The 14,636-nt window shown below is 41.6% G+C and carries 10 protein-coding genes and 1 pseudogene; 6 read left to right on the forward strand and 5 right to left on the reverse strand.

The features are described from left to right. The first annotated feature begins 212 nt into the window (after positions 1 to 212). The 5 genes and pseudogenes from HYS07_02160 (at position 213) to HYS07_02180 (ending at position 7,956) form a co-directional block, all read left to right on the forward strand. Positions 213 to 1,976 carry a hypothetical protein gene (locus HYS07_02160; GenBank protein ID MBI1869979.1) on the forward strand — a complete coding sequence of 588 codons (1,764 nt, stop codon included), beginning with the start codon at positions 213 to 215 and terminating at the stop codon, positions 1,974 to 1,976. Continuing rightward, positions 1,930 to 2,451 carry a hypothetical protein gene (locus tag HYS07_02165; GenBank protein MBI1869980.1) on the forward strand — a complete coding sequence of 174 codons (522 nt, stop codon included), beginning with the start codon at positions 1,930 to 1,932 and terminating at the stop codon, positions 2,449 to 2,451. The genes HYS07_02160 and HYS07_02165 overlap by 47 nt, the downstream gene beginning before the upstream one ends. A 77-nt stretch (positions 2,452 to 2,528) precedes the next feature. Next, positions 2,529 to 7,226 (forward strand): hypothetical protein, encoded by a 4,698-nt coding sequence (locus tag HYS07_02170; protein MBI1869981.1) that lies wholly within the window; start codon positions 2,529 to 2,531, stop codon positions 7,224 to 7,226. A gap of 265 nt (positions 7,227 to 7,491) precedes the next feature. Then, positions 7,492 to 7,707: pseudogene (locus HYS07_02175) on the forward strand (hypothetical protein). Positions 7,708 to 7,719: 12 nt separating this feature from the next. Next, a complete protein-coding gene (locus HYS07_02180) occupies positions 7,720 to 7,956 on the forward strand; it encodes a DUF2283 domain-containing protein (protein MBI1869982.1) in 237 nt (78 codons plus the stop codon). Positions 7,957 to 8,193: 237 nt separating this feature from the next. Here the strand turns inward: HYS07_02180 and HYS07_02185 are convergent, their stop codons facing one another. The 5 genes from HYS07_02185 to HYS07_02205 all read right to left on the reverse strand — a co-directional run bounded on the left by HYS07_02185 (position 8,194) and on the right by HYS07_02205 (position 11,726). Then, a complete protein-coding gene (locus HYS07_02185) occupies positions 8,194 to 8,412 on the reverse strand; it encodes an antitoxin (protein ID MBI1869983.1) in 219 nt (72 codons plus the stop codon). 116 nt (positions 8,413 to 8,528) lie between these two features. After that, positions 8,529 to 8,852 carry an ATP-binding protein gene (locus HYS07_02190; GenBank protein ID MBI1869984.1) on the reverse strand — a complete coding sequence of 108 codons (324 nt, stop codon included), beginning with the start codon at positions 8,850 to 8,852 and terminating at the stop codon, positions 8,529 to 8,531. A gap of 101 nt (positions 8,853 to 8,953) precedes the next feature. Then, on the reverse strand, positions 8,954 to 9,550 hold the full coding sequence (locus tag HYS07_02195) for an ATP-binding protein (GenBank protein MBI1869985.1): 597 nt from the start codon (positions 9,548 to 9,550) through the stop codon (positions 8,954 to 8,956). A 7-nt stretch (positions 9,551 to 9,557) separates the two neighbouring features. Beyond that, a complete protein-coding gene (locus tag HYS07_02200) occupies positions 9,558 to 11,438 on the reverse strand; it encodes a tetratricopeptide repeat protein (GenBank protein MBI1869986.1) in 1,881 nt (626 codons plus the stop codon). A gap of 129 nt (positions 11,439 to 11,567) precedes the next feature. Next, on the reverse strand, positions 11,568 to 11,726 hold the full coding sequence (locus tag HYS07_02205) for a hypothetical protein (GenBank protein ID MBI1869987.1): 159 nt from the start codon (positions 11,724 to 11,726) through the stop codon (positions 11,568 to 11,570). Between the two features lie 90 nt (positions 11,727 to 11,816). On the opposite strand from HYS07_02205, the gene ileS reads away from it, so the two are divergent. Next, entirely contained in the window at positions 11,817 to 14,624 is a 2,808-nt protein-coding gene (gene ileS / locus HYS07_02210) for an isoleucine--tRNA ligase (GenBank protein ID MBI1869988.1), read from the forward strand. Positions 14,625 to 14,636: the final 12 nt, after the last annotated feature.

The raw sequence follows: 14,636 nt of genomic DNA on the forward strand, positions 1-14,636 counted from the left end.
TGACTGGGGAGAACTCAAAACAAACGAAAAGACAAAAAATAAAAATGCAAAAAACGAAAAGAGGTTGGTAATGGAAAAACTTACGTAGATTTATTCAGGGATGGCGCTTCATTTTTTTCTTGCATCCCTTTTTCATAGATGGTAATGGAAAAACTTACGTAGATTTATTCAGGGATGGCGCTTCATTTTTTTCTTGCATCCCTTTTTCATAGATGACCCCAGATGATCATACAGCGCCCACGATACTGGCGTCAAATATTCGTCAGAAATCTGAGCAGCTTATTTCATTAGCTAAAACCCGCCCAAGAGTTTCAGCAGTCCAGAGCGCATCTGATCTTGCGGCTGGGCTAGATTCAAAAATTTGGAATCGGGAGCGGGAGGCTCAACTGAAGCTCTTCCGGTTTGCGCGGGAATTTAAGAATGCCGTAAACCAATATGGATCGCTGGCCCAATTCCCTCAGGAGTTGTTCGATAAGCTGAGCTCGATGATTTCTTTTGAAAGTCTTTCAGATGAAGCGTTGAAATATGCCCTGGGTTTTATTGTCCTTAATGCACGCACAGAAAGCGAATATGTCATGGATGAACGGGGACGATTCCCGTTTAATTTAGTGCTTTATATCGCATTGCAGCGCTCCGGCATTTCATATCAAGAATTGCATCAAAACAATAGGGCGCAATCCAGATTAATAGGATTAGTGGGAGATCATTATGCCATGGAAAACCTAATGCGGACGATTCACGGCGAGAATCACCCGCTTGCCGACGCGGATCAATATTATTCACGGCAAATACAGGTTAAAATAAGTCAGGACTCCGGAAAGCAGAATCAATTCGAAAAAGAATTTACAGATTTGCTCAAACTATTTAGATCAAGACCCATTTTATTTCCGGATATTGCTGAAAAATATTATGGAAATGATGGATCTTCGCAAATCATCGTTCTGGACCGTTTTAAAAGTCAATTTGAAGAAGAATTTTATCTCTCACCCGCAAAATATATAGAGGGGTTAACGGAATTATTGAGGGATGATCTTATATTGAGTCCGGATAGGCTGGAAACGATAGCCGATTTTTATGATCAAACGCAAAATATGCCGCATTGTCCGGGAGAAGATCGCGGAAAAGTCAGGAGATTTCAGCTTGAAGATGGGCGATGGGTATACGCTAAGAGAGTTGCCCTACTGCGCGTAAGACATCCTGCAGAGGAAATCAGGAAAGCAATTCAGGTGGATGAAGCTCTGAGAGAATTGCGCCCTCAGTACCGGGCACAGGAATTCATCGGTGTCGTCTATGACCAGGGCAATTTTTATTTGCTTTCACTGGGAGTTTTGGCTGAAAGGACGGTTTTGGATTTGGAACAGAAACCGCCTGAACTGGCCCGGATTGAGCAAATATTACGGGATGCGGGGGTCGGTCATCCGGAGGGACTCATACGCTGGAAACAAATGCTTGTGCAGGATGATGGTGGGATAAGAATTATTGATTTTGAGACATTGCCGTCTCCCCGTGAACTGGCGATGAATAGGCCCGATTCTGTCAGGCAGGAACAGGACATTATTCGGGAACAGGAGAGAGCATACGCAGATTTTCCCGGCAAGCCTGAAAAGACCGGTCAAGAAGGTTCAGGAGGGACAGAGTTTATCACGGCCTTATTCTTAGCGACGGGCGCGGCGATTGCTCTTTTGGCATCCCATCAGGCTGGGGCGGCCGAGCTTAGTCGGGGCGTGCTAGGGCTTTTCGGATCTTCCAATATGATATGGGGAGCTGTTTTGGGCACGTTCGCTCTTCTAGGGATTAAGGAAATATTCTTTCAGGTAGAGCTGCTGGATGAGGCCACAATTGTGCATGAAACTGCGCACATCCTATTTCCAGAGGCAGATCACGAAGTGATTGAAGCGATGGGCTTAGTTCGAACTAAGGAGGTTTTCTTTGATCAGTTCTTTGGCTCAATCCAAAGAAAAGACTGCACTATATAAGATTTTGGAAATACAAGAGGGGACGAAAGAGGAAAAACAATTTTTGGCTCAATGGGCGGCTGTCATTAAGGCAAGGGTTCAAGAGCTGTGCGGGCAGGGGCTGGAATTAGAAACAGAGACTCTTCCAGATGGTGCTTACATCTTTTATTTTGGCGATGAAGAAAATGATAAAGAGGGTTATGACTTCAGCACTCCTTATGGCAATCATGTGGGTGATATGAAATTTTTTGTCAGCTTGAAACATCTGATGAATATTCCAAAAGCGCATCGTCAGGCCGATTTTATGTTTGGCACCTCACATGAGGCCATTCATGAAATAAGCGGAAGAGGCGATGAGATTCATAAGTATTTAACACCTCAGGATGCAAGAATTCTCCGAACGGGAAAAATTGGAAATGTCCAAGTCATTGAGAATGCAGACATCTTTAGTCAAGTCTTTTTGAAAACAAGGATGTCGTACATACATATGCTATAAGGGTCGTAGGAAGCTCTGTTGAAATTTACCGGGGCAATATCATAATTGTTCAAGGTGTTCTTGATGAAATAATAAAAGTGAAAGATGAGATAGATCAAAATTTGTTTGAGTTGAGTGTGAGGAGAAATGAAAATAGAAGTTTTCAAGCCGAAGTCCAGAATTTATCCAAAAATGATTTGATGCTTTCCCAAGCTCCAACTGAGTTGGCTATTGAAAAGAAGGCAGATCAATCGGTTCAGGCGAACACCGTGCAGCCCAAAAAGATAATGAACGGCTTGAAATTGATCGTTCGATCATTTTTGAAGAGGATTGACAAAGGCAAGTATGACATTTTAGGATCAAAGGCTTTTTTGATGCTTCTTTTTTCTGTGGCTTCTCTCATAGACCCCCATGCAGGAGGACTCTTTTTTATATTATCCGTGGCTTCTATTATTTTGAACAACAGTTTCTTTTCTTCAAAGATAGAAAAGTGGGGGCTTCCCATAGAGGTAAACCGCATCGAATTACTGAAATATTATGTGAGATGGTGTACTTCAGCACTTTCAAATGTGTCTTTCTATATTTTATTGACAGCGGCAGAGACGCATCCTGTATGGGTTATTGCTTTAATCTTCTGGGCAGTCGTTGAACCTATTTTATGGAATTTACGGCCGCGCGCTTTGCAACAGGTTGATTCACAAGAGATTCCAGGGACTATTGCCCAAGCCCTCAATATTGCTAAACAATCTGTGGCAAAAGTAACGGTCAAATCTTTAAAGAAATATCTCAATTCATTCAATGGGGATGTTGAAGTGTGGATCAATCCTAAGATGTCTTTAGATATCTATGCTTATCGGGATAACGATGGGAAATTTATTGTCATTGTAAATGATGAGAGACATTTAAGTTTATTGGATGTGAGAGGTTCTTTGGCCCTTATCGCCTTATGCTACGAAAAGGGCTCTGTATGGCTGGAAACGCGATATCGATTTTTACACGAAGCACTTAATGAACGTAAGTCGGCGTCTGAAGTCTATCGGTATCTTGAATCTTGTATTCCTGAAGGTTTTGTCGAGATAAAGGATGCTCATGTATCAAGAACAGGAGGCATTCGCAGGGCGATTGAGAATTTACAGACAGATAGATGGGCTAAATTTCCGAGTGGCGGGGCAAGTAAAAATATAGCTGGGGGTTTCATTGTTATTGATGTTATTAAAGAACGTCCTGGATGGGACATCCGTATCAGAGCAGGAGGCCAATTCCACATGGCACTTGGATATAACCACTCTGAAGGAGATCTTGGTTATCAAACTCTTTATTCAGGTAGAAGCGTCTCTGGACACGTGAGGTGTCAGGAAGATCCCTTGGTGACTCTGTACGAAGATCCTGAATCTGTGGATACCATCGTCTTTGTCATGAAGGATTGGTTTGTAGAAAATTTCCCTCGTGAAGGTATCTTGATGGCTCATGCCGCAGAAAAATATAGTCCCGGATGGCGGTTTATTTCTGAGCTGGAAGACGAACTTAATCATGGAAAGGAGGGTGATGTAATTATCGAAAACATAGGCGATGCTGAAAATAAAGATGTGAATGAGGTGATTTGGTGGACGATTGGAGAAGGGCCGCGAGAGATTGTGGAGGTGGAAGTCGATGAACGAGAGATTCATCAATATCTGATTCCCAAGAGTAAAACAGAAGGAGAAAAAGTAGAGCCGTGGCAGACTCAGGTTGCGAAAGATCAGGCTGTGACATTTACTTCTGATCAGCTCAGCCGATTTACTCAAATTCTGGGTAAGGCAAAATACAACGTTTTTCGTCATTCCCGCGGAAGCGGGAATCCAGGACCTTATGAGAGGCAAGTAACAGTGGATTCCAGCTCAGAGCCCGGAATGACAGGTAATAATCTGGATTCTGGCTTGCGCCAGAATGACGATAGAGACGATGGTTTAGAAGACAAAGAATTCAGGTGTCGTTTTTCTTTCGGAATTTTAAAAGGCAAGGACCTGGTCTATGAAAGAAAAGATACAAAAGCATATGTCCATGTCGGACTCTCTGATGGTAGAGGCATACTAACGACACCTCAGGCCAGAATCTGGATCGGAGAAAATTTCTTGAAGTGGCTACTAGATCACGGTCCAGAGCTCTTAGAAAAAATATTAGACCACGAATTAAAGCACCTCGATAATTCCGACTATAGCCACGATGAAGATGACGGCTATTCCGATTTATTAAGAGAGGTTGAACAGGCGTTTCATGAGACGCGCGTTCTGGTTCCTAGCAAATGGGGAAGACAACATGAATTGCCGCTAGGGATAGTGGATGGAAAAGAGAAAGAAAAAGAGAAAGAAAAAGGCGTACGCAAAATCCATATTCGTGAGATTAATAAATCTACTGCGATAAAAGAGGCATTTCCAGGACGAAAATTTACGGAGAAACAAGAACGGGTCCTTATCTGGCTCTATGGACTTGGCGTGAGAAAACTAGCTCATGTGGTAAAAGTTTTTCCCGGAATTTTTAATTACAGCATTGAAGATAATTTACAGCCGACAGTAGAATATCTTCAGGGGCTTGGGTCCAAAAAAATAGCCCATATCATCGAAGTTGCCCCTTCTGTTCTGGGCCTAAGCATCAAGGATAATTTAGGCCCTACCGTTCAGTATCTTCGGAGCCTTGGCGTAGAGAACATAGGTCATGTAATCGATGTTTTTCCCAAGGTGTTCACTTATGATTTGAAAAAAAATCTAAAACCTACGGTTGAATATCTTCAAAGTCTTCATGTTAAAAGATTGGCTCATATGATTGAGACAGTTCCTTCCGTTTTGGGCCTTAATCTTGGGAAGAGGCTTAAGCCCAGGATTCGATATCTTCGGAGTTTGAGGGTTGAAAAGATAGGCCATGTGATTGATGTTTTCCCTCAAGCGCTTAATCTGAGTATGAAGAAGATAAAATCTAGGATTCGCTATCTTCGCAAGGTTGGGGTTAAACGTATGGGGCATGTGATTGAAACTTTGCCTCAAGTGTTGGGTCTTGATATTTCAGAAAATTTGGAACCGACCGTTCAATATCTCCAAAAAATAGGGGTCAAGAGAATAGGCGATGTGATTGATCTTTTCCCTAAAGTTCTCAGTTATAGCGTCAAAGAAAATCTGGAGCCCACAGTAGAGTATCTCGAAAGTCTCGGAGTGAACGTTGCTCAGATCATTGAGATTTTTCCAGCGGTTTTAGGTTATAGCCTTGAAGATAAACTTAAACCCACGGTCGCCCTCTTGAATCGTATTCGAAAAGATTCTGTGGTCGAGATCCGTGAGCTTCAGGACCTTCTGATGAAAAATCCGGAACTGATCAAAATGATCTTAGACGTGACCGAAGAAGCAACTCAGGCTGTTCATGATGTTAAGGGAGTGATTGCGATTTATAGAAAATTGGATGGAGAAGTGATGCATCGTCATCATCAGAGTGCTGCACAGTGGCTTAAGTCTGCAAAAGATGAAGAGACTCTCGGGCGAATAAAAGACGAGCTTAAAGAGATCATCCGAGAAATTTCTGATTCATTGAATATGAATACTGGGTCTCGAGTAGAGTTGGATGATCAGTTTGAGGCATGGTTGAAAGAGAATGGCATCTTAACTCATGCTGAAACACTCAAGGGTTATGTGAGCGCGCTGAGAAGAACGCTTCCACAAATTCTGGAAACATTGGGAGAAAATTTAGAGAAATACCGTGTTGCAAGAGGCAATCAACTTTCTCCTGATGAACTGAATCAATGGATCCAAAATTTAAGTGATTTAATTCAAGCCACAAGATCTAAAGATGGAAAAGTGCTCCAGAATTTAGCCCTTGAACTAAAAGGGATTCAAACGCTGGAGGAGTTGGGCGTGACCGACGAGGTAAAGGCGTTTGGAAATGAGATGAAAGGGAGACTATCAAAAGACGGTCTTTTATTGGATTTTAGAACAGGTACCTATGGTTCCATTGGGAGTGCCCTGGAAGATAGAAAATCAATTCCGGGTGGATCCGTGCTCGTTCAAAAGTTGGAGACCAGAGAAACAGGAATCGATGCGATTGAGATTAGAAAATCAGAGGATGCTAATTTAACAAAAGGTAGAATGGCCAGATGGGCCTTTATTTATGCTGGGTTCAAGGCGCAATTGAAGAGATTAAAAGATGCTATTTTTAAAGCCGCATTGAAGCGGCTTGAAAGTTATGAGATTCCGGACAAGGTTATCTTTTCCATTGATATTGATTTCTTGAGAGACCCTCAGAAGGCAGAAAAAGTGATGTTCGATGTAGCTCAGATGAGAAAATCTCAAAAAGCGGGAATTGTATTTTTTGACACGAGGGGAGACGAGGATTTTCAAGAATTTGTGAGAAAAAAATATAGGGTTCGTGAGGATGATATTCTGGTTGTTACTGGAGAAAATACTGGCAAACAATTGATTGATCAGATTTGGCGGCATTCATTTGATGTGTTAACGAATAAAAAAGAACAAGTCCGTGTGATTGGCTTTGAGGAAAACTGGAAGCTCTACGGCGATTATCTTTTAACTCAAAAAATCCCTGCCGTGTGCGGGGACAAAGACTTTGATTTTGAGCAATTGCTTTTGACGGTACTCTATTCAGGAGATGAAGTCCAATTGAGAGCTCTTATGAGAGACCAACTCCAGTTGACTCGTGAAGAAATCAATGATTTGCTCCCAAAAGATGGAAAAATTCCTCCTTTAAAAACGGCCATTCACCTGGGTCGTGACATAGATGCCGCTGCCCGCGCCGCGGGGGTTATTGAGAAGAATATGTAATTCCTGTAGCAACTATTTTTGATGTATAATGACCTCATTGAAATAGGAGTAACCTTGGGATTAAAATTCTAAGACCTCTGAAAAAGGCCCATCTGCAACGCTTCCTGCTTCGCTCAGTCGTGCGGCGTACCGGAAAACGTACGCCCTCCTCCTTCGCTCGCAGCGCGCTTCCCTCTGGGACCTTTTTGAGAGGTCTCCAGAAGTAAGGGTTTTTCAGAGGTTTCATTCTATGAATGTTGATCTACACCCTCATGCTGTAGAACGCATGATGGAAAGAGGGGCGAGTGAGCAGGATGTTCAGGAAGCTGTGTTGACGGGGGAACGTTTCCCTGCAAAATTTGGGCGTGTAGGCTTCCGCAAAAATTTTGTGTTTGATGCATCTTAGAAAGGGCGACATTACTTTACAAAACAGGTTGAAATTTTTACAGTTGAAGAAAAATCAAGATGGTTGGTGTTAACCGTGATTACAAGATATTTTTAATGGGAGATTCCTGTGAAACTCACTTATGATCCTCGATATAACATTGCCTATCTTCGTTTGCACGAGAAGACGGATTCAGTCCAGACCCTTCATATTAGTGATGAGCTCAATGTGGATATTTCCTCGGATGGGACCATCTATGGGATTGAGCTTTTGAATGCAAATAAGCAATTGTGTGGAGAGGATGCAGGGAAGCTGGTTTTTATAAATGAAGCCTTAGGAAAAAGTAAGGAAATTTCGTTTAAGTAGAAATTACTGATAATCATAAAAGTTAGTCTCGATTTGCTCGAATCCACTCACCTCGGCTGTGACCTCGGTGCTGTTGCCCGTCCAGCGGGTATTGCTGAGAAGAATATTTAATCATCTCATAAGCAACATTTCATTTTTATTCTCCAGAAAGTATGATGTATTTGTACTATCAGGAGATGAAGTATGAATGGTTCTGTGCCGATGTATACTGATATGACAAGCGGTTTGTTCTTAGGTTTATGAAGCCCAGTTAAGTTGCAGTTTTTTGTGATGAAATGCACAATCTCGTAAATATAAGTTAATAAGGTTTTGGTAGGGAATGCCTAGCTCGGTAGCCAGCGCCTTGAAATAGGATATGGTTCCTTTGTCCAACCGAATGGTAATAGGGCGCTTCAATCTAGAAACGTAGGGGTTTTTCTCGGCTTTCATCTTTGAAAAATCATAATGTTCTCTCATAGAATTATCTCCAATTCAAAGCGTAAATAATCCATACGTACATTGTACATATTTTTATATATTGTGTCTATAGATACTATCTTGGGTTCCCCTTAAAACTTAAATCTATAAACGTTTTATGAAGAAAAGGACTTATCGCTCAGAAGCCATTCTTTGAGAGGAACTCCCTTGATCGGCCCCAAATGGAAGTGATCGTTTTTGGTTAGGACCAAGAGGTTTTTCCGTTTTGAAAAAGTTTTTTCAAACCACAGAAATTCGTGAGGGGAAACTCTATTTTGGTATTTGACTTCAATGAGAGAAGGGACAAAATCGATTTCTTTTTTCCCACTCCAGTAGCCCACATCTTTTGAAATTCTTTGAAGTTCTTGGCAAACGATGCCCTCAGCGATTTGACCTTCAAGTTCAGGCCGGATGGGGTCTCTTGGTTCAAACCCATTCAAAGTGCCTCCCCTTTGAAAAAGATGGAAAAGCAGAGGATCGATGGGGTAGTATTTTCGATTTTTCCGATGGGACAGGATTTGTTTGATGGGATCTTGCCACATCACTTCATAAATGGCAAAGCAATCCTTGAGTAATTCCAAATACTGTCGGGCTGTTTCAGAAGAAGAACATCTGATTTTCCTCTTTTTAGAAATTCCCCTTTAAGCCAGCTCCAGTAAATTTCGCCTACAAAATCAGGCAAGACTCTTAAACGAAGGTATTCTGTAATAGCCCAGGGAAAGCCTCCAATGAAAAAATATTCTTCAAGACTGATTAAACCGGCTAAGTCACGATAGGGAAGAGGCAAAATTTCAAAATTGGTTTGACGATGTTTTCCTTGCCTTCCTGGAAAGAATTCCCCGCCTTCTCTCAGAGAGGTCGTTGATGAACCTGTGTAGAGAACCAAAACTCCAGAGAATTTTCCTTGGTCTGTAAGGAGTTTAATGGCTCGATGCCATTGTGGAATGCTTGTAATTTCATCAATAAGAAGAGCTGCTCTCAGATGGGTTTGAGGAAGTTTTTCTAGGTAATCGAGAAGCTCTGACCTTAATTCTTGCCACGACTCAATTTCATCTCCTTCAATCAAAGCCACTTGTTCTGGCGGTAATTCTTTCAAACATTTTATTGCCAGCAGTCTTAGGAATGTACTTTTTCCAATATAATTTTTATCGTATGTTCGCGATGGCTTCTTTAACCTCTACATCATCGGGTTTAATTCTGAGGGCTTCTAAAAATTCTTTTTTTGCATCTCGGGAAAGATTTAAGCGAACGAGAATCAAACCCAGATTATAATGGGCCTGGAAGGAATCCGGTTTTAAACGCAGGACCTCTAAGTATTGTAGCGATGCCTCTTTCAAATCTTCTAGATTCATGAATGCTAAAGCTAAATTAAAATGGGCCTCTAAATAATCAGGTTTTATTCTCAAGGCCTCTTGGAGTTGAGACACCGCTGATTCGAGCCGGTTCATTTGAATCAAAAGGGCTCCTAAATTATTGTGAAGGCTGGCAGAGTCAGGGCTTAATTCCAAGGCACGGGTATAATGCATTAGAGCCTCATCAAATCGATGTAAATCGGCAAGCGCCGCCGCAAAATTGTCATGGGCCTCCATAAAATCAGGTTTAATCTTCAGCGCCTTCTCATACATTTGAATGGCTTCACTCATTCTCCCTTGCCGATAAGAGGCAAAGCCCAAATTATTATAAGCCTTTGCGAAGCCTGGATTCAGTTGAAGGGTTTTTTGATAGACTTCAATCGCTTCTTTTAATTGACCTTCTTCAGAAAGGGCGACCCCCCAGTTAAAATACAGCAAATCGCTTTGAGGATTAATATGAACGGCTCGTTCAAAAAGGCTTCGACTGCTTTCCCAGTATTTTATTTGCCCCCAAGTGACAAGAGGCATAACCCCTAGAATCAATACATATAGGATGGAAACCACTATTTTGCGAATAAATTTTCCAGATAATTTTGACAGAAGATCTCGAGCCCCCCAGGAGAGAATCATAAAAAGTCCAATTAAAGGAAGATAGGTATAGCGATCGGCATATCCTTGCATTCCGACTTGAACCAGTCCAATCACTGGAATTAAAGTGATCAGAAACCAAAACCAGCCGGTGAGAAGATAAGGATAATTCCGGCGTTTTTGAATGGCTCCATACGAAATAATGACTAATACGATAAATGCTCCCAGCGCTTCCCATAAAGGAAGAGAATTTCCAGGATGGGGATAAAAATAGGCCAGGTCAACCGGCCAAAACATTTTTTTGATGTAAATCATATATGAAACCAAAGTGTTTTTAATGCGAGCCATCAGTGAAAATTTTTCTAAGGAGCGCACAGCACCACCCGATCGCTGAACAAGAAAGGTCATCCAGCATGAGCCCACGGATAAAATAAAAAAGGGAATTTTTTCCCACAGACATTTCCATCGATATTTTGAAAAACGGTTTAAAGGGAAATCGTCGAGAAGAAGGAGCACAAAAGGCCAGCTGACCAGGGTTGGTTTTGAAAGAAGACCTAAAATAAATATAACGATTGTTCCTAAATATTTTCGGAGTGAGGGGGAGCGGGTATAAATCGAATAAAACAGCAAAGTTCCGATCCCAAAAAAAGCGCTGAGAACATCCTTTCTTTCAGCAACCCAGGCAACCGATTCGACATGAAGGGGATGAAGAGCGAAAAGAAAGGCCGTAAAAAAACTGGCAGATTGAATTCCAGTCATTAAAAATAAAGTTGTAAACAGAAGAAGAGAATTAAAGATGTGAAAAAACAAATTGGTGAGATGATGGCCCGAAGGATTGAGCCCATACATTTGGGCGTCGATTATATGGCTTATCCATGTCAAAGGATGCCAATTAGCCATTTCTCTGGTCTTAAAAGCCCAGCGAATATTTTCGAGCGTCAGACCTTTCTGAACATGGGCATTTTTAGTCACATATCCATTATCATCGAAGGGTAAAAAAGGATGATGACTCACTTGAATATAGATAGCCGTAGTCAGGAGAGCGATTAAAAGACCTAATAAGATGTTCAGTCGAGTAGGATGCATAAGATTTGCGGATTCCCTGTCTCCGGTCGCCTGTCTGCGGTTACTGGGGCCCATTTTCATAACGGCTTTAAAGCTACCACATTTATCGCTCAGCGCTTATAGTTTTTTCTAATGGTCAGGGCCACCTTATTATAAATTTTGAGCCAAGATTTGATGAAGAAGTTGTTCATTCCAACCTGCTTTGTAGTCGCCCGATTCATCGGGCAGTCCATGCACATGGATGGCCCCATGAATGGGGCGACTACAAATTCTTGCTATGGCACTTGCATTGAGTGGAATCAGATACATAGCCTATTCATTTATAATGAGGTTGCCCTGATGCGGGGTCAAACCGCGATTGACACTCTTTTGCGACTCTGGTACGATCGCCGTTCAATGATGGATTACAAAGAAACACTCAATCTTCCTAAAACAAGTTTTCCCATGAAGGCTGATTTGCCGAAGCGGGAACCTCTCTTTTTTGAACAATGGGAAAAAGATCATCTTTATCAAAAAATACAAGAAAACAGGAAAAATAGTCCTGCTTTTATTCTCCACGATGGCCCCCCTTATGCGAATGGTGACATTCACATCGGTCATGCACTGAATAAAATTTTAAAAGACATCATCATTAGATATAAAACCATGCAAGGATTTAGAACCCCTTATGTTCCGGGCTGGGACTGTCATGGCCTTCCAGTTGAACTTCAGCTTTTTAAGGAGTTAGGGAAGACGAAACATACGGTTGACCGTCTTGACTTTCGAGCCAAAGCCCGTCAATATGCCTTAAAATATATCGATATTCAGAAGTCTCAATTTAAGCGACTTGGGATTCTAGGGGAATGGGAAAACCCTTATCTCACCATGAACTTTTCTTATCAGGCAAGCATCATGGAGTGTTTTTGGGATCTTTATCAAAAGGGGTACATTTATAAAGGTCTCAAACCTATTTATTGGTGCGCCAGCTGTGAGACCGCATTGGCAGAGGCCGAAGTAGAATATGAAAATAAAACCTCGCCTTCGATTTATGTAAAATTTGCATTGACTCAAACATCAGCCCAAGCCCTTGATCTTCTGCTCAATACATCGGTTTTAATTTGGACCACAACCCCATGGACACTTCCTGGAAACGTAGCGGTTGCTGTCCATCCTGAGGCAGAATATGTTGCATTTGAGATAGGAGAAGAGACTCTGATTGCAGCTCAAGAACTCATACCTAAACTCCAAAATTTAATGAACTGGGCTTCGATCAAAATCCTAAAAACTTTTAAAGGGAAAGATCTTGAGAAACTTGAATGTCAGCATCCTTTTATTGATCGAAAATCTCTTTTGATTTTAGGCTCTCATGTAACGTTAGACCAAGGAACAGGCTGCGTCCATACGGCCCCCGGACATGGCCAGGAAGATTATGAAATCGGTCTTGTTTACCATCTTCCTATTCTTTCCCCTGTCAATGCCCAAGGCCAGTTTACAAATGAGGTTGAACTTTTTAAGGGACAATCGGTTTTTTCCGCCAATCGAGCCATCTGTGATTTACTTAAGGAACGGGGAGCTCTTCTCCTTCAAAAACCAATCGAGCATACCTATCCCCATTGTTGGCGCTGTCAATCTCCAGTTATTTTCCGGGCTACTCCTCAATGGTTTTTAGGGGTCGATCGAAAAAACCTACGTCAAAATTCGCTCAAGGCTATTGATGAAGTAAAATGGATTCCCTCTGGTGGAAAAAACCGTATTTCCAGCATGATCGAAACACGGCCAGACTGGTGTCTCTCCAGACAAAGGTTGTGGGGGGTTCCATTCCCAATTTTTTATTGTAAGCAATGTAACAAGGAATTTTTGGATAACGAGACGGCTCAAAAAATCATTCAGAAAGTTAAAAAAGAGGGTGCTTGCGCTTGGTTTAAATATTCGGTTCATGATTGGCTGGGGGAGACAAAAAAATGTGCCTCATGTGGAAAGGGGGAATTTTCAAAAGAAGAAGACATCATGGATGTCTGGTTTGATTCTGGAATTAGTCATCATGCGGTTCTCAATAAAGTCAAAGGACTCCAAGCCCCCGCAGATCTCTACTTAGAAGGAAGCGATCAACATCGGGGCTGGTTTCAAACTTCACTTTTAGCCGCCATGAGCCTTTCGGAGAAACCTCCCTTTAAAGCGGTTTTAACTCATGGGTTTGTCGTCGATGGGGAAGGGAAGAAGATGTCGAAATCTTCAGGGAATGTCATAGCCCCTCAAGAAGTTATAAAAAATTATGGCGCTGATATTTTAAGATTATGGGTTTCCTCGACTGATTTTTTTCAGGACATTCGAATTTCAGAAGCCATTTTGCGTCAAATTGCTGATACTTATCGAAAAATGAGAAATACCTTTCGATATTTATTAGGAAATTTATTTGACTATGACTCAAGGCAGCATCAAGTTAATTCTGATGAATTAAGCGAACTGGATCAATGGGTTTTAAGCCGCCTTTTTAATGTTCATGAGAAAGTCAGTCATGCTTATCAAAAATATGAATTTTGCAAAATTTATCATTTGATCGATCAATTCTGTATCATTGAACTGAGCGCTTTTTATTTTGACATTCTTAAAGATAGCCTCTATACTTTGCCGCCTAAATCAAAGAAACGAAAGGCTGCTCAATCGGTTCTCTTTGAAATTTTAAGGGTACTGAATGGCTTGCTCAGTCCCATTCTTGTTGTAAGTATGGAAGAAATTTGGCAGTCCGATGGTTTGTTAGGTGGACCCAACTCAAGCGTTCATCTAACAAACTGGCCAACGGTTGATCAAAAGTGGTATGATGAATTACTCGAAAAAAAATGGGAATTTATTCAAGAAATTCGGTCTGAAGTCCTCAAAGTTTTAGAGGACCAACGTAAGTCTAAAGTCATTGGAAGTTCGCTTGAGGCTCAAGTAGAGCTTGTGACAGATCGGGAAGATATTCTAGGCTGTTTTGAAAATTCCAACCTCGATCTTAAGGCTATTTTTATTGTTTCCCAAGCAAGTCTCAAGGGAATGATGGAACCTTGGCCTCAAGATTATCATTTAACGGGGATGAAAAGGTTAGGGATTAAAGTCAGTCGAGCCTCAGGCGAAAAATGCCAACGATGTTGGAATTATGCTGTCACTGTAGGTGAAAGTGAGGCGCATCCACTCATTTGTCACCGGTGCATTGAATCTGTCAGCGAGCATCTTAGAGGTTCAAAATGATTTTATGCGAAG

The organism is Chlamydiota bacterium, assembly GCA_016178055.1.
In the GTDB taxonomy this organism is placed as follows: domain Bacteria; phylum Auribacterota; class JACPWU01; order JACPWU01; family JACPWU01; genus JACOUC01.

Excerpts from the sequence above, each read along its gene's own strand:
- HYS07_02205 (MBI1869987.1), bottom strand. The coding sequence starts at position 11,726 with ATGTATCTGATTCCACTCAATGCAAGTGCCATAGCAAGAATTTGTAGT.
- HYS07_02160 (MBI1869979.1), top strand. The coding sequence starts at position 213 with ATGACCCCAGATGATCATACAGCGCCCACGATACTGGCGTCAAATATT.
- ileS (MBI1869988.1), top strand. The coding sequence starts at position 11,817 with ATGGATTACAAAGAAACACTCAATCTTCCTAAAACAAGTTTTCCCATG.
- HYS07_02185 (MBI1869983.1), bottom strand. The coding sequence starts at position 8,412 with ATGAGAGAACATTATGATTTTTCAAAGATGAAAGCCGAGAAAAACCCC.
- HYS07_02200 (MBI1869986.1), bottom strand. The coding sequence starts at position 11,438 with ATGCATCCTACTCGACTGAACATCTTATTAGGTCTTTTAATCGCTCTC.